The sequence below is a fragment of the Motilibacter aurantiacus genome, assembly GCF_011250645.1.
Lineage (GTDB): Bacteria > Actinomycetota > Actinomycetes > Motilibacterales > Motilibacteraceae > Motilibacter_A > Motilibacter_A aurantiacus.
In genome coordinates, this window is record NZ_JAANNO010000001.1 from 394,669 (window position 1) to 410,066 (window position 15,398).

The following is a 15,398-nucleotide window of genomic DNA, read 5'->3' on the forward strand; positions in this document are numbered from 1 at the left end:
TGGAGCCTTCGTGAGCCCGCAGCAACCCGCCCGGATCGGAGTCACCGGCCTCGCGACGATGGGCCGGAACCTCGCCCGCAACCTCGCCCGTCACGGCTTCCCGGTCGCGGTGCACAACCGCAGCCAGGAGCGGACCGACTCGCTGGTCGCCGAGCACGGTGACGAGGGCACCTTCGTGCCGGTGTCCACGCTGGAGGAGCTGGCCGCGGTGCTGGAGCGGCCGCGCCGGGTGCTCGTGATGGTGAAGGCGGGGCCGGCCACCGACGCGGTGATCGACGACCTGGCCGGCGTGCTCGAGCCCGGGGACATCGTGATCGACGGGGGCAACGCGCACTTCGCCGACACCCGCCGCCGGGAGGCGGCACTGAAGGAGAAGGGCATCCGCTTCTTCGGCGTCGGGGTGTCCGGCGGCGAGGAGGGCGCGCTCAACGGGCCGAGCATCATGCCGGGCGGGGACGCGGAGGCGTACCAGGAGCTGGCCCCGATGCTCGAGGCGATCGCCGCCCAGGTCGACGGCACCCCGTGCTGCACCTACATCGGGCCGGACGGCGCCGGCCACTTCGTCAAGATGGTCCACAACGGCATCGAGTACGCCGACATGCAGCTCATCGCGGAGGCGTACGACCTGCTCCGCTCGGCGCTCGACCTGGGCCCCGCGCAGCTGGGCGACGTCTTCGAGAGCTGGAACTCCGGGGACCTCGAGTCCTTCCTCATCGAGATCACCGCACGCGTCCTGCGACACGTCGACAGCACGACCGGCCGGCCCTTCGTCGACGTGGTGGTCGACCAGGCCGAGCAGAAGGGCACGGGGCTGTGGACGGTGCAGACCGCGCTGGAGCTGGGCGTGCCGGTGTCGGGCATCGCTGAAGCGGTGTTCGCCCGTGGGGTGTCGAGCCACGCCGAGCAGCGGGAGCGGGCGCGCGGCGTCCTGCCCGGGCCGGGAGGCCGGCCGGAGGTCGGTGACCGCGACGCCTTCGTCGAGGACGTGCGCAAGGCGCTCTACGCCTCGAAGCTCGTGGCCTACGCGCAGGGCTTCGACATGATGCGGCAGGCCAACGAGCGCTACGGCTGGGACATCGACCGCGGAGCGGTGGCGACGATCTGGCGCGGGGGCTGCATCATCCGCGCCCGCTTCCTCGACCGCATCCGCGAGGCGTACGACCGCGAGCGCGAGCTGCCGAGCCTGCTCTTCGACGAGTACTTCACCCGGGCGCTGGTCGACGGGCAGGAGGCCTGGCGGCGCGTGGTGTCGCTGGCGACCGCCTCGGGCGTGCCGGTGCCCGGCTTCTCCAGCGCCCTGGCCTACTACGACGCGCTGCGGGCCGACCGGCTGCCCGCCGCGCTGATCCAAGGCCAGCGTGACCTGTTCGGCGCGCACACCTACCGTCGGGTCGACCGCCCGGGCAGCTTCCACGCGGGGTGGTCGAGCGGGGGCCGGGAGGAGGAGCGGTGACGGCAGAAGCCGATGCCGTGAACGGCGCTGCGCAGGTCGTGCTGGGGGTGGACCTCGGCACGACGGCCACCAAGGTCGTGGCGTTCGACGTGCAGGGCCGCGAGCACGCCTCGGCGTCCGCGGGCTACCCGCTGCTGGAGCCGTCGCCGGGCGAGGCCGTGCAGGACCCCGCGGAGATCACCGCGGCGGCGTTCCGGGCGATCCGTACGGTCGTTGCGGAGCTCGCCTCGCGCGGCGCGGTCGTGCGCGCGGTGTCGTTCAGCTCGGCCCTGCACAGCCTGGTGGGCGTCGACGCGGACGGGGTCGCGCTCACCCCGTCGATCACCTGGGCCGACATCCGGGCCAAGGACCAGGCCGCCCGGCTGCGGTCGACCGGCAAGGGCCTCGAGCTGCACCTGCGGACCGGGACGCCCACCCACGCCATGTCGCCGCTGACCAAGCTGATGTGGTTCCGCGAGGAGCAGCCCGAGCTGCACGCGCGGGTGGCCCTGTGGGCCGGCATCAAGGAGGTCGTGCTCCACGCGCTGACCGGCGAGTGGGTCAGCGACCACTCCGTGGCGTCCGCCACCGGGCTGTTCAACCTGCGCTCGCGCACCTGGGACCGCGAGGCGCTCCAGCTGGCCGGCATCGGCCCCGAGCGGCTCCCCCGCCTGGTCGCGACGACGTACGCCGGCCTCCGCCCGCTGCCCGAGACCGCCACCGAGCTGGGCCTGCCGGCCGACGTCCCGCTCGTCGCCGGCGGGGGCGACGGCCCGCTGGCCAACCTCGGCCTCGGCGCGGTGCGCCCCGGCGTCGTCGCCTGCTCGGTCGGCACCAGCGGGGCGCTGCGGGTCGTCGTCGAGAGCCCGTCGGTCGACCCCCAGGGCCGGGTCTTCTGCTACGCGCTGACCGAGGACCGGTGGGCCGTGGGCGGAGCCATCACCAACGGCGGCGTGGCGGTGCGATGGGCCGGCGACACCATGGCCCCCGAGCTGGAGGAGCTGGCACCAGAGCTCGGCGACTCCCCCGTCGAGCCGGTGCTCGACCTCGCGGCGACGGTGCCACCGGGGTGCGGCGGGCTGATCATGCTGCCGTACCTGCTCAGCGAGCGGGCACCGTACTGGACCTCCGTGCCGTCGGCGGCGTACGTCGGGCTGACCCGCGCGCACGGGCGCGCTCACCTGGTCCGGGCCACGCTGGAGGGCATCTGCCAGCAGCTCGCCCTCGTGCTGGAGTCCATGCGGGCGGCGGGCAACGAGGTCACCGAGATCCGCGCGACCGGCGGGGTGTTCAACAGCAGGCTGTGGCGGCAGGCCCTCGCCGACGTGCTCGGCATGCCCGTGTCGTTCGCGAAGGGCCACGAGGGGTCGAGCTTCGGCGCGGCCCTGCTCGGCATGCAGGCGGTGGGGCTCGTCGGCTCCGTCGAGGCCGCCGAGTCGCTCATCGAGATCGAGGAGACCGTGCAGCCGGACGCCGCAGCGGTCGAGGTCTACGCCACCCTGCGCCCGCTCTACTCCCAGGTCTACGCCGCGCTGCTCCCGGCGTTCACCCGCATCCGCGAGCTGGAGGAGACCCTGCCGCTGGCGTACCCGGCGGACCTGGCCGAGCCCGGGCTCGAGGAGGACTGACGCGGCCCCCGGGCCGGGACGGCTGCTCGTGCAGCCGCCCCGACCGGCGGTCGTCGGCCGGCGGTCAGCCGGCGGCGTTCGTGAGGGTGTCGTACTCCTCGTCGGTCAGCTCGATCGTGCCGGCCTTCAGGTTCTCCTCCAGGTGCGCCACCCGGGAGGTGCCGGGGATCGGCAGCATCACCGGCGAGCGGCGCAGCAGCCAGGCCAGGGCCAGCTGCGCGGGCGTGGCGCCGTGCTCCTTGGACGCCGCGTCGAGCGGGCCGCCGGGGGCCGCCAGCTCCCCGGTCGCGATCGGGAACCACGGGATGAAGCCCAGCCCCTCGCGCTCGGCGTAGTGCAGGACCTCCTCGGACTGCCGGTTCGCGAGGTTGTAGAGGTTCTGCACGCTCACGACGTCGACGACGGCACGAGCCTGCTCGATCTGCTCGACGGACACCTCGGACAGGCCGATGTGCCGGATCTTGCCCTCCTGCTGGAGCAGCTCGAGCTCGCCGAGCGACTCCTCGAGCGGCACCTTCGGGTCGATGCGGTGCAGCTGGTAGAGGTCGATGCGCTCGACGCCGAGGTGGCGCAGCGACAGCTCAGCCTGCTGGCGGAGGTACTCGGGGCGCCCGACCGGCCGCCAGTCACCCGGGCCGGAGCGCGTGAGCCCGCCTTTCGTGGCGATGACGACGTCGTCGGCGTAGGGGTGGAGCGCCTCGCGGATGATCTGCTCGGACACGAACGGCCCGTAGGAGTCCGCGGTGTCGATGAAGGTGACGCCCAGCTCCACCGCGCGGCGCAGGACGCGGACGGCCTCGTCGCGGTCGCGCGGCTCGCCCCAGATGCCCGGGCCGGTGATCTGCATGGCGCCGTAGCCCAGGCGGTGGACCGGCAGGTCGCCACCGATGCGGAACGTCCCGCTCTGCGCGGCCGGCTGCGAAGTCTCGACTGTCACGTGCTCGCCTTCCCATCGTGAAGCTCGTGTACGGCTGGGGGCAACCCGGCCCCCCGCTTGACGCTTCCCGGCCTCGGCCGTCGCGAGCGGCTTCAGCTGTGGGCGGACAGCTCGGCCTCCGCGCTGACGCCCGGCCCGGTGGTCCGGGTCGCCGGCCGCTCGGCCAGCCAGTAGGAGGCCGCCTTGGGCGCCGGGCGGCGGGCGAGGAAGCTGCCGTCGCGGCGCACCGGCGCCGATCCCGCGCGAACCCACTCGACACCCGTCCAGCGCCGGAAGTGCACGCGACCGCCGGGGACGCCGCGCACCGTGCCGCGCAGCACCGCCCGGGTGCCCCGTCGGGTCACGGTGAGCCGCACCTGCGGGACGGCGAGCACCCGGGCCGGTTCCGTGACGAGGGAGCCGACGACCGCCCGCAGGAGGGTGTTGGCGGTGATCCGCAGCCTCACCCCCTCGCCGGGCACGATCCCACCCCGGCCGACCTCCTGCCAGCCGTCCGCGCGGTGGGCCTGCACGACGACGTCCACCCGGCCCGGGGAGGCCACCCGTACCAGCACCGGCACCTCGGCCGTCCGCCCGACCGGCAGGGTGAGCTGCGGCGGGAGCTCGGCGTCCTCCACGGTGGCGGCCAGGTCGAACACCGCCGGGAGCTGGCCGTGCGCGACGACGAGCTCGCGAGCTGCGAAGGGGCTGTGCAGGTCGGCCCGCACGTCGGCCAGCACCTGCACCGCCTCACCCCCGGCGGCCGGCGCCAGCCAGAGCGAGCGCGCCGCTGCGGTGGGGGTGTCGGGCTCGTCCCAGGAGTCGTCCGGGGTCGCCGCCGACGGCCGGCCCGTCGAGAGCGCGTAGGTCCCCTCGGCGGCGGCGGCGACCAGGGAGGCAGCCCGAAGGCGGGGGAACAGGTCGAAGCCGTCCGCCGTCGAGACGTCCTCACCACCCTCGGCCAGCACCACCCGACCGTCGGGCGCGAAGGCGGCCTGCAGCTCGTCGCCCGGCGCGCCGACGACCTGCCGCGAACGGTCGGCGAGGGTGAGGACCGTTGCCCGGTCCCCCGTCCACGTCGAGGAGGTGAAGACGAGCCGGGAGCCGTCCGCCGAGACGTCGATCCCGCTCACCGGTGCGGTCTCGAGGACGGTGCTGCGGGCGCCGGTGACGAGGTCGACCGCGAGGATCGTCCCGCTGTCGGGCTCGGGCTCGTCCTCGTCGTCCCACGACGGAGGCTCGCTGCGAACGTTCTCGACGGCGTACAGCGTCCGGCCGTCGGGCGCCAGGGCTGCCACCTCGACGTCCACGCCGGGCAGCGTCCAGACGCGCCCCGTGCCGGTGTCCGCCACGAAGACGCCCTGCTCGTTGGAGACCCCGAGCCGCGTGCCGTCCCGGCTGGCGAGGACCGCGCTGCCCGCGAGGACGTTGTCCAGCAGGCGCCGCGGCGCGGAGCCGTCGAGGCGCTGCGCCCAGAGCGCGCCGCCCTCGACGTAGGCCAGGTAGGCGTCGGCGGGCACCTGCAAGGCCGCCTCCGCCGGAGTGGGCGGGGCCAGGCCCACGGCAGCGGCGAGGACGGCGGCCGCGGCCACACCGGCGAGCGCCGGACGCGCCGGCATCGCCCGCGCCCTCACAGCTGCACCCCGCCGCTGTCGCCAGCCTCGTGCCGGGCGTCGGCGTCGCGCACGACCCGGTAGTAGGCGGGCTCGGCCGGGGGGACGCGGAACACGAAGCGGCCGGCCCGCACCGGGGCCGTGGCCACCGGCTCCCACCGGGCGGCCAGGGGCCGCCGGCCCCGGCGCTCGACCTCCGGGCTGACCTGGCGCTCCAGGCGCACCGTACCGCCGCTCGCGCCGTGCAGGGTGCCGCGCAGCACCCGGCGGGCACGCTCCTCCTCCGAGTCCGAGAGCCGCACCTGGTAGGCGACGGGAAGGGTGAGCTCGTCGCTCACCCGGCCCACGACGACCCGGAAGGTCGTGTAGCCCGCGGCCGCGACGCGGAAGCGGGCGCGGCCCGCCGTGACCGGGACGCTCGCCAGCCGGGCCCACCGGCCGGACTGCCAGCGGTAGAGCACGGCCGGCGGGAGCGTGCCCGGCTGCGTGACCTGGGCCCGGGCCTCCAGGAGCACGGGCTCGCCGGCCGGGTGCGGGCTCGGCGATGCGCCGACGCGGTCGTACGCGTTGCTCAGCTCGACGTCCTCGACGTGGCCGCGCAGGCGCAACGGGGCCGGGATCGGGCCGTAGGCGACCGCGAAGTCGCGGACGCCCGTCGGGACGAGCAGGTCGACCGGGCGCGAGCCGTCGGCCGGGGCGAAGGAGACCCGGGCCCGGCGTGCCTGCTCGTCGGCGGTGAGCGCGTAGGCGCCCTCGGGGCCGGCGTCGACCACCACCGAGTCGTAGCGCCCGGGGAAGAGGGGCCGACCGTCCACCGCGGAGGCGGCCGTCACGTGCGGCTCCTCGTCGGCCCCGCCCCCGACGAAGGCCACGACGCCGTCGCTCTCGTCCGGCGCGGCGCCCGCGTTCGGGTAGGCCGGGTACGGCGGGCCGCTGAGTGGGTCGGTGTAGTAGTCGTCGTCGCCGCGGGCCGTGGTGATCAGCAGCTCGTCCCCGGCGCCCCAGGCAACGGTCTGCACGTCGGCGTCGGGCGGGCCGACCCGGCTGTCCCGCCCGGTCACGAGGTCCACCACGTGGGCGGTCCCGCCGGGCCCGTAGCCGTATCCCCGGAGGACGGTGCCGCTGGCGTAGGCCAGCCGGCTCCCGTCGCTGCTGGGAGCGAGGTCCGTGACCGGCCACGGCGGGTCGGCGACCACCCGCAGGGCCCCCGTGCCGAGGTCCAGCGCGCGGACGATGCCGTCGCGGCCGAGGTTGCTGCTCTCGGCGAAGAAGAAGGTCAGCCCGTCCGGCGACAGCGCCGCCGCGTCGACGCGGCGGTCGAGCACCCGGCGCAGGGGGCGGGCACCGGTGCCCGTGCCGTAGAGCACCTCTCGGCCGGCCACGAGCACGAGCCGGGAGGCGTCCCGGCTGAGCAGCAGCCGGGGCACCGAGCCGGTGGGGTCGAGGTCGACGTTGTCGGCGAGCCGGCGAGGAGCGCCCCCGGCGAGGCGGGCCGCCCACACCGTGCCGTTCCAGTCGACCCAGGCCAGCAGCGCGTTTCGCGGCACCCCCCCGGCTGCCACCGCCGGAGCTGCCACCGCCGGCGCCGCGCCCGCCGGCAACGGCATCCCGCACACCACGGCAGCAGCCGCGAGACCGCCCAGTGCGGCAGCGCGCATCGCACGAGCCGGCATGGCCCGTCCTCCCCCCGTCCGCGCGGCCCGCTGCCGCGTCGCGCGGCACATTGTGTCCGAGGCTCCCGACGACGCACGGCCCGCAGGGAGGAGTCACCCTCCGGTGGCCGGCCCGCTGCCGGCTGCGACCATGTGCTCCCGTGCAGCCCGCCGACATCGACGCCCTGATGTCGCCCGCCGGGCGCGCGCTGCTCGCCGAGCTGACGACGTACGACGACACGGCCGCCCTCGCGGTCGGCGAGCGGCTGCGCAGGCAGGGCCTCGCCCCGGCGCTGGTGGCGGCCGCGATGACGCAGGCCCGGCTGCGGGCGCGCGCGGTCGCGAAGCTCGGGCCGGACGCCGAGCGGATGCTCTTCACGGCGGACGGCCTCGAGCAGGCCACCCGCCGAGAGGTCGCCGACCGGCGGGCGGCCCGGCTGGTGGCGGCGGGCGCGCGCCGGGTGGCCGACCTCGGGTGCGGGATCGGGGCCGACGCGCTCGCCTTCGCCCGCGCGGGGCTCGAGGTCCGCGCGGTCGAGCGCGACCCCGCCACCGCTGCGGTGGCACGGGCCAACGTGCGCTCGGCCGGGCTGGCCCACCTCGTCGAGGTGGTGGAGGCGGACGTCACGCAGGTCGGCCTCGCCGGGTGCGACGCCGCGTACCTCGACCCGGCCCGGCGCGGCGAGGGCCGTCGCCGCTACGACCCGCAGCAGTGGTCTCCGCCGTGGGAGTTCGTCCTCGGCGTGGCGGGGCAGATCCCGCGCACGGCGGCGAAGGTGGCCCCCGGGATCGACCACGCGCTGGTGCCGCCCGGGGCCGAGGCGGAGTGGGTGTCGGTGGACGGCGACGTGGTGGAGGCGGGGGTGTGGTTCGGCCCGCTCGCCGGGTCGTGGCCCCGGCGTGCCGCGCTGCTGCCGTCGGGCGCCACGGTCGCCGGGCCGGCCGTCCCACCGCCGGCGGCTGCGGCCCCCGGCCCCTACCTCTACGAGCCCGACGGCGCGGTGATCCGCGCCGGGCTCGTGGCCGAGGCGGCCGCCGAGGTCGACGGATGGCTGGTGGACCCCACCATCGCCTACGTCAGCGCGGGCCGGCACGTCCCGACGGCGCTGATGACGGCGTACCTCGTCCACGAGACGGCGCCGTTCTCCCAGCGCCGGGTGGTGCAGATGCTGCGCGCCCGCGGCGCCGGCGACGTGGTGGTGAAGAAGCGCGGCACGGCGGTCGTGCCCGAGCAGCTGCGCGCCCGGGTGCTTCCGGCGCTGCCCGAGCGCGGCCGCGGGCCCGCCGTCACGGTCGTGCTCACCCGCGTGCTCGGCAAGCACACCGCGCTGGTGGTCGAGCGGCTGTGAGAGGCAGGCTCGCGCTGCTCGCCCGCGGCCTCTCGCTGCGCGGCACGCTGACGCTGCGGCCCGTCGACGCCGTCTGGGCCCCCGCGCTGCGGGCCGCCGTGGCGGTCGCGCTCCCTCTCGTCCTGCTGCTGGCGCTGGGCCGGCTGGACCTCGCGGCCTGGGCCGGCTTCGGGGCGTTCACCGGCCTGTACGCCCGGGACGAGCCCTATCCCGCCCGGGCCCGCATCCTCGCCGTCGTCGGGTGCGCGCTGGTGGGCGCCGTCGCGGCCGGCTCGGTGGCCGGCGCCGCCGGCAGCGTCCTGCTCTCCTCGGTCACCGTCGGCCTGCTGGCAGCAGGCGGCACCGCGCTGTGCACCGCCATCCGGACCGGCCCGCCCGGCGCGCTCTTCCTGACCTTCGCTGGCGCCGCCGGCGCGGCCATCCCCGGCGTGCTGTCCGACGTGCCGCAGCGGGTGGGGCTCGCCGCCGCCGCGGCGGCCACGGCCTGGGTGGTCGGCATGTCCGGCTGGGTGATCCGGCCCTACGCCCCGGAGCGCCTCGCGGTGGCGCGGGCGCTCGACGCCGTCGCCGGCCTCGCCTCCCCCGGCCCGGCCACCCCCGCCGCCCGGCACGGCGCGGCGCTCGCCGTGCAGCACGCGTGGCAGCGGGTGGGGCGGCTGCAGGCCCGGCGGCGCGGCGGCGCGGCCCTGGCCGAGCGGCTGCGTCCCGTCGTCGCCCGGGCCGAGACGGCGCTGCACGGCGCGCCCGGTCCCCAGCGGGCCCAGGCCATGCGGGCGGCGGCCGACGAGCTGCGACGCGGCGGGCAGGCCCCGGTGGTCGAGCCGCTGCCCGCCGAGGCCGTCGAGCTGGCCGGGTGGTCGGTGGAGGCGGTGTACGCCGCCGGGCGGGCACCGTCCCGACGGGCCCAGCTGCTCGGCCTGGCCCGCCGGCCCGCCGCCCTGCTGGAGCCGGCCGCGCTGCGCGTGCTCGTCGCGGTCACCCTCGCCGGGCTGCTCGCCCAGGCCGTCGGGCTGGGCCAGACGTACTGGGCGGCCGTCGCTGCGGTGGCCGCCCTGCAGGCGCCGAACGCAGCCGCGGCAGTGGCCCGTGGGGTGCAGCGCTCGATCGGCACGGCGGTCGGGGTCGTCGGCGCGGGCCTCCTGCTCGCCGTCGAGCCGGGCCCCGCCGCGACCGTGGCATCCATCGTCGTGCTGCAGCTGCTGGCCGAGCTGTACGTCGCCCGCAACTACGCGCTGGCGATGCTGTTCATCACCCCGCTCTCACTGCTGCTGACCGAGGTCGGCCGGCACACCGGCACCGGGCAGCTGGTCCGTGACCGGCTGCTCGACACCCTCCTCGGCGCCGGTGTCGCCATCGCCTGCACCCTGGCGCTCACCGATCGGCACGCCGTCCCGGGGCTGGGCTCCGCGCTCTCGGCGTGCGAGGAGGCGTACGCGCGCGCCGCTGTTCCCGAGCCGGCGCACGCGGACGTCGAGCGGCTGGCCCAGCGCCTGCTGGAGCTGCGCACCGCGTACGACCGGGCGGCCGGGGAGCCCGTGGGCGACGACCTCCCGGCCGAGCAGGTGCTCGACCTGGAGCGCCGCGGCCACGAGCTGCTGGCGGCGTACGCGAGCGGACGGCCTGACTAGCGCGGCTGCAGGTCGGTGCTCCACAGCGTGGCGCCGGTGAGGTCCTTGAGCGCGACCGACAGGACCCGGCTGTCGGCGTCGATGTCGACCTGGCCGAAGAACTGGTAGCCCTCCAGCGGGGACGCGTTCGCCACCGGGGGCGCGGAGTAGAACTCGACCTTCGGCCCGAACGTCGCGTCCATGGCGTTGGGGCCGAACGCGCCGGCGTTGAGCGGGCCGGAGACGAACTCCCAGAAGGGGTCGAAGTCCTTGAACACCGCGCGCGCCGGGTCGTAGTGGTTGGCCGCCGTGTAGTGCACGTCCGCAGTCACCCAGACGACGTTCTTGACGCCGCGGCGCTTGATACCGCTGAGCAGTTGAGCGATCTCTACTTCGCGTCCCAACGGCACCCCGCCGTCACGGTTCGCGATCGCCTCGATGTCCCGGCCGTCCGGCACGATGATGCCGATCGGCATGTCCGAGGCGACGACCTTCCACGTCGCGGTGGAGCGCGCGAGCTCGCGCTCGAGCCAGCGGGCCTGCTGCTTGCCGAGGATCCCGTGCTCGGGGCGCGGCTCGAGGCCCGGGGTGTTGACGTCGCGATAGGTGCGCATGTCGAGGACGAACACGTCGAGCAGCTCGCCGAACCACTGCTTGCGGTAGACGCGGCCCATCCCGTCCGGGCCCTGGGGCGAGATCGGCACCCACTCGAACCACGCCTGACGTGCCCGCTCCTTCAGCACGTCGACGCTGCGCTCGGTGTAGCGCCGGTCGGTGAGCGTCTCGCCCGGGTACCAGTTGTTCGTGACCTCGTGGTCGTCCCACGAGTTGACCTGCGGCACCTCGGCGAAGAACGCGCGGACGTTCTCGTCCATCAGGTTGTAGCGGTACTGCCCGCGGTACTCGTCCAGCGTCTCGGCGACCTTGAGCTTCTCCTCGATGAGGACGTTGCGCCAGACCCGCCCGTCGGGCAGGACGACGGACTCCTGGAGCGGGCCGTCTGCGTAGACGGTGTCCCCGCTGTGGATGAAGAAGTCCGGCTGGAGCCGCCGCATCGACTCGAAGAGCTGCATGCCGTCGAGGTCGGGGTTGATGCCCCAGCCCTGGCCGACCATGTCCCCGGACCACAGGAAGCGCAGGTCCTGTGCCGCGGTGGGGGCGGTGCGGAACGAGCCCACGGTCGGCTCGCCGCGCAGCGAGGCGTCCGACAGATCGGCGAACGAGACGCGGTAGTAGTGCTCGCGCCCGGGCGTCAGCTTGCGCAGCCGGACCTTGGCGGTGAGGTCCGAGCCGGGCGTGACGACCGGGCCGTAGCGCAGCTCGGCGCCGCGGAACGACGGGTCCCGGCTCACCTCGACCAGCATCCGGGAGGGCCGGTCGGCGCGCGCCCAGACGATCGCGGAGTCCGCGGTCACGTCCCCGGCCTGGACGCCGTACGGGACCATCGGCCGGCCCGCCCGCACCAGCCCGGGGGCGGCGTACGCCGGGGACGGCCGACCGGGGAGCAGGGCGGGCACCGTGAGGGCACCCGCAGCGGCGGCCGAGGCGCGAAGGAAGCCGCGCCGGCCGAGGCCAGGGCCAAGGGGAGTCGTCATGACGCCACAGCGTGGCGAGTCCGTCACGGCCCCCGCGACGGACGGAGGGGGAACGTTCCGGAAACCCTGAGTGTCGTCAGGTGTCGGGCATGCACGGGTTTGGTTAGCGTCACCTAAGTCACCTTTTCTTCGGCTATGTGTGCGCCAGCCGTCATCCGCCGGCCGTTACCCCGGTAGCCGCTCGGGCGGTTCGCTGGGTCCCATGGCGACTACCCCCATCTCCCGACGCGCCGTCATCCTCGGCGGCGCCGCGGTCGGCGCCGGCGCTGCAGCCGGCGGCCTGCTCCCCGGCACGTCCGCGCTCGCGGTCCCGAAGATCCGCCCGGGACGCATCGCGTACCCCTTCACCCTCGGCATCGCGTCCGGCGACCCGTCCCCTGACGGCGTCGTCCTCTGGACCCGCCTCGCCGTCGACCCGCTGGCCGAGAACGGCCTCGGTGGCATGCCCGACGGCAAGCACGACGTCGAGTTCCAGGTAGCTGAAGACGTGAGCTTCAGCCGCATCGTCCGCCGCGGCACCAAGCACGCGCGGCAGGAGTCGGGCTACTCCATCCACGTGGAGCTCACCGGCCTGCAGCCCGGCCGTGAGTACTACTACCGGTTCCGCCTCGACGAGCACATCTCGCCCGTCGGCCGTACGTTGACCGCCCCGGCTCCCGGGACGACCGCCGCCTCGCTGACGATGGCGTTCGCCTCGTGCTCGAACTACCCGACCGGGTTCTTCACGGCCTACAAGCACCTGGCCGACGAGATGCCCGACCTGGTGCTTCACCTGGGCGACTACCAGTACGAGTACATCCAGCCCGCGGGCAACCAGGCCCGTCGTGTCGAGGGCCCGGAGACGACGACGCTGGCCGGCTACCGGCAGCGGCACGCGCAGTACAAGACCGACCCCGACCTGCAGGCCGCCCACCTGGTGGCCCCCTGGCTCGTCGTCAACGACGACCACGAGGTCGAGAACAACTTCGCCGGCGACATCAGTGAGAACAACGACCCGGTGGAGGTCTTCCGGCAGCGTCGCGCGTGGGCGTACCAGGCGTACTACGAGAACATGCCGCTGCGCCGCGCCTCGACGCCGGAGTACGCCGAGATCCAGCTCTACCGCCGGATCGGCTGGGGCAACCTCGCCAGCTTCCACATGCTCGACACCCGTCAGTTCCGCAGCGACCAGGCCTGCGGCGACGGCACCCGCGTGGACTGCGGGGCCCGGCTCGACCCGGTCCGCTCGATCACCGGCCTGAAGCAGGAGCGGTGGCTGCTCGACGGCCTGCGCCGCTCCCCCACGACCTGGGACATCCTCGGCCAGCAGGTGTTCTTCTCCCAGCGCGACTCCCGCCTGGGCGAGGTCGAGGCCTACTCCATGGACTCGTGGGACGGCTACGTCGCCTCCCGCGAGCGGATCATGAAGGGCTTCGGCGGGCCCAACGGCGCGGCCAACCCGGTGGTGCTCACCGGTGACGTCCACACCCACTGGGCCAGCGACATCAAGGCCGACTTCAACGAGCCGGACTCGAAGACGCTCGGGGTGGAGCTCGTCTGCACGTCGGTCACGTCCGGCGGCAACGGATCGGACATGACGACGGCCGGGCAGACCGCGCTCACGGAGAACCCGCACATCAAGTTCTTCAACTCCCAGCGCGGCTACGTGGTCACGAAGATCGACGCGGACGAGCTGCGCGCGGACTTCAAGGTCGTCCCGTTCGTCACGACCCCCGGCGCGCCCGTCTCGACGCGCGCCTCGTTCGTGGTCGAGGCCGGCAACCCGGGGCTCAACCGGCTCTGACCTCCCCCGACGTGCCGACCCCCACCCCCTGCTGTTCATGCGCGATCGCGTCGGTTCTCCACAGCGCCACCGCTGTGGAGAACTGACCGGTCGTGCAGGATCAGCGGGAGAGGTGGGGGTGGCGGCGCGTCGCCCGTTGTTGCCCGACACGTTCGGAACACGTCACCTGGAGTACGGCGCGGCGTCCCCCGCCGTCGCTTGGCTCTACGGCCGTGAACACTCCTCTCTCCCGCCGTTCGGTCCTCCTCGGTGGCGCTGCGGTCGGCGCCGGTGCCGCGGTCGGCGGTCTGCTCCCGGGCACGTCCGCGCTCGCCGTCCCCAAGATCCGCCCGGGCCGCATCGCCTACCCCTTCACCCTCGGCGTCGCCTCCGGTGACCCCTCGCCCGACGGTGTCGTCCTCTGGACCCGGCTCGCGGTCGACCCGCTGGCCGAGGACGGCTTCGGCGGCCTGACCGCTTCGAAGTACGACGTGGAGTTCCAGGTAGCAGAAGACCTGAACTTCAGCCGTGTCGTCCGCCGCGGGACCAAGCACGCCCGGCGCGACGGCGGCTACGCCATCCACGTCGAGCTGACCGGGCTGCCCTCCGGCGCCGAGTACTACTACCGCTTCCGCATCGACGAGCACATCTCCCCCGTCGGCCGGACGCTCACCGCGCCGGCCGCCGGCAGCAACGTCAGCGCCCTGACCATGGCCATCGCGTCGTGCTCGAACTTCTCCGCGGGCTACTTCACGGCGTACAAGCACCTGGCTGCCGAGATGCCCGACATCGTGCTGCACCTCGGCGACTACATCTACGAGGGCGCAGGCGGCACGGGCGCCCGACGGCACAGCGGCGGCAAGGAGATCAAGACCCTCGCCGACTACCGGACGCGGTACGCGCAGTACAAGACCGACCCCGACCTGCAGCTCGCGCACGCAGCCGCCCCCTGGGCCTCCGTGCCGGACGACCACGAGGTCGAGAACAACTACGCGGGGGACATCTCGGAGAACGCCGCGGACCCGGTCGAGTACTTCCGCCAGCGCCGCTCCTGGGCGTACCAGGCGTACTACGAGAACATGCCGTTCCGCCGCGCCACGACGCCGCGCGGGCTGGAGATGCAGCTGTTCCGCCGCATCGGCTGGGGCAACCTCGCGACCTTCCACATGATGGACACGCGGCAGTTCCGCAGCGACCAGGCCTGCGGCGACGGCTGGCGCGCCGGGTGCGACGAGCGCCTGGACGCCAAGCGCACCATCACGGGTGACCGCCAGGAGCGCTGGCTGCTCGAGGGCCTGCACAAGCACTCCGCGACGTGGGACATCCTCGGCCAGCAGGTGTTCTTCTCCCAGCGCGACCGGGTCGTCGGCGCGGTCGACGAGTACGGCATGGACTCCTGGGACGGGTACGTCGCCTCCCGCGAGCGGATCATGGCCGGCTTCGGCGGGCGCGGTGCCGCGAACCCGGTGGTCCTCACCGGCGACGTCCACGTGCACTACGCCAGCGACATCAAGGCCGACTTCCGCGACCCGGCCTCGAGGACGCTGGGCGTCGAGCTCGTCACGACCTCGATCACCTCGGGCGGCAACGGCTCGGAGACCACGGCGACGGGCAACAACCAGCTCGCCGAGAACCCGCACATCAAGCTCTACAACAGCCGCCGCGGCTACATCCTGGCGACGGCCGAGCGTGAGCAGCTGCGCGCGGACTTCAAGGTCGTCCCGTACGTCACCACCCAGGGCGCGCCGCTCGAGACCCGCGCGTCGTTCGTCGTCGAGGCGGGCAACCCGGGGCTGCAGCGCGCCTGACCCGCTCCCTGTCCCTCGCGCTGATCCTGGCGACCT

Annotated in this window: 10 protein-coding genes; 6 read left to right on the forward strand and 4 right to left on the reverse strand. The window is 74.7% G+C overall.

Annotated features, from left to right (window positions below; all coding sequences use genetic code 11):
* The first annotated feature begins 10 nt into the window (after positions 1 to 10).
* Together gndA and G9H72_RS01810 are read left to right on the forward strand one after the other, a co-directional pair.
* Complete coding sequence (gene gndA, locus G9H72_RS01805) at positions 11 to 1,453, forward strand: NADP-dependent phosphogluconate dehydrogenase (protein WP_166166524.1); 1,443 nt, start codon at positions 11 to 13, stop codon at positions 1,451 to 1,453.
* On the forward strand, positions 1,450 to 3,060 hold the full coding sequence (locus G9H72_RS01810) for a gluconokinase (protein WP_331271891.1): 1,611 nt from the start codon (positions 1,450 to 1,452) through the stop codon (positions 3,058 to 3,060). The genes gndA and G9H72_RS01810 overlap by 4 nt, the downstream gene beginning before the upstream one ends.
* 64 nt (positions 3,061 to 3,124) lie before the next feature.
* Here G9H72_RS01810 and G9H72_RS01815 read toward each other — a convergent pair whose 3' ends face one another.
* From G9H72_RS01815 to G9H72_RS01825, 3 genes are all read right to left on the reverse strand, one after another.
* Positions 3,125 to 3,997, reverse strand: a complete 873-nt coding sequence (locus G9H72_RS01815) for an aldo/keto reductase (protein WP_166166526.1) — start codon at positions 3,995 to 3,997, stop codon at positions 3,125 to 3,127.
* A gap of 92 nt (positions 3,998 to 4,089) precedes the next feature.
* Entirely contained in the window at positions 4,090 to 5,595 is a 1,506-nt protein-coding gene (locus G9H72_RS01820) for a TolB-like translocation protein (RefSeq protein WP_166166528.1), read from the reverse strand.
* A gap of 11 nt (positions 5,596 to 5,606) precedes the next feature.
* On the reverse strand, positions 5,607 to 7,262 hold the full coding sequence (locus G9H72_RS01825) for a WD40 repeat domain-containing protein (RefSeq protein WP_166166530.1): 1,656 nt from the start codon (positions 7,260 to 7,262) through the stop codon (positions 5,607 to 5,609).
* A gap of 140 nt (positions 7,263 to 7,402) precedes the next feature.
* Here G9H72_RS01825 and G9H72_RS01830 point away from each other — a divergent pair, with 140 nt between their 5' ends.
* Both G9H72_RS01830 and G9H72_RS22760 read left to right on the forward strand, forming a co-directional pair.
* Positions 7,403 to 8,590 carry a class I SAM-dependent methyltransferase gene (locus G9H72_RS01830; protein WP_331271892.1) on the forward strand — a complete coding sequence of 396 codons (1,188 nt, stop codon included), beginning with the start codon at positions 7,403 to 7,405 and terminating at the stop codon, positions 8,588 to 8,590.
* Positions 8,587 to 10,218 (forward strand): FUSC family protein, encoded by a 1,632-nt coding sequence (locus G9H72_RS22760; protein ID WP_166166532.1) that lies wholly within the window; start codon positions 8,587 to 8,589, stop codon positions 10,216 to 10,218. Before G9H72_RS01830 ends, G9H72_RS22760 begins: the two co-directional genes overlap by 4 nt.
* On the opposite strand, the gene G9H72_RS01840 is transcribed toward G9H72_RS22760, so the two are convergent.
* A complete protein-coding gene (locus G9H72_RS01840) occupies positions 10,215 to 11,792 on the reverse strand; it encodes an alkaline phosphatase D family protein (RefSeq protein ID WP_166166534.1) in 1,578 nt (525 codons plus the stop codon). The two genes, G9H72_RS22760 and G9H72_RS01840, sit on opposite strands and share 4 nt — an antisense overlap.
* Before the next feature lie 202 nt (positions 11,793 to 11,994).
* Between G9H72_RS01840 and G9H72_RS01845 the strand changes: the two genes are divergently transcribed.
* The gene (locus tag G9H72_RS01845) at positions 11,995 to 13,575 is read left to right on the forward strand and encodes an alkaline phosphatase D family protein (RefSeq protein ID WP_166166536.1); all 1,581 of its coding nucleotides are present in this window, start codon (positions 11,995 to 11,997) and stop codon (positions 13,573 to 13,575) included.
* Positions 13,576 to 13,787: 212 nt separating this feature from the next.
* On the forward strand, positions 13,788 to 15,362 hold the full coding sequence (locus G9H72_RS01850; protein ID WP_166166537.1) for an alkaline phosphatase D family protein: 1,575 nt from the start codon (positions 13,788 to 13,790) through the stop codon (positions 15,360 to 15,362).
* The last annotated feature ends 36 nt before the right edge of the window (positions 15,363 to 15,398 follow it).

Coding starts and splice junctions, on each gene's coding strand:
- G9H72_RS01820 (WP_166166528.1), bottom strand. CDS start 5,595: ATGCCGGCGCGTCCGGCGCTCGCCGGTGTGGCCGCGGCCGCCGTCCTC.
- G9H72_RS01825 (WP_166166530.1), bottom strand. CDS start 7,262: ATGCCGGCTCGTGCGATGCGCGCTGCCGCACTGGGCGGTCTCGCGGCT.
- G9H72_RS01840 (WP_166166534.1), bottom strand. CDS start 11,792: ATGACGACTCCCCTTGGCCCTGGCCTCGGCCGGCGCGGCTTCCTTCGC.
- G9H72_RS01845 (WP_166166536.1), top strand. CDS start 11,995: ATGGCGACTACCCCCATCTCCCGACGCGCCGTCATCCTCGGCGGCGCC.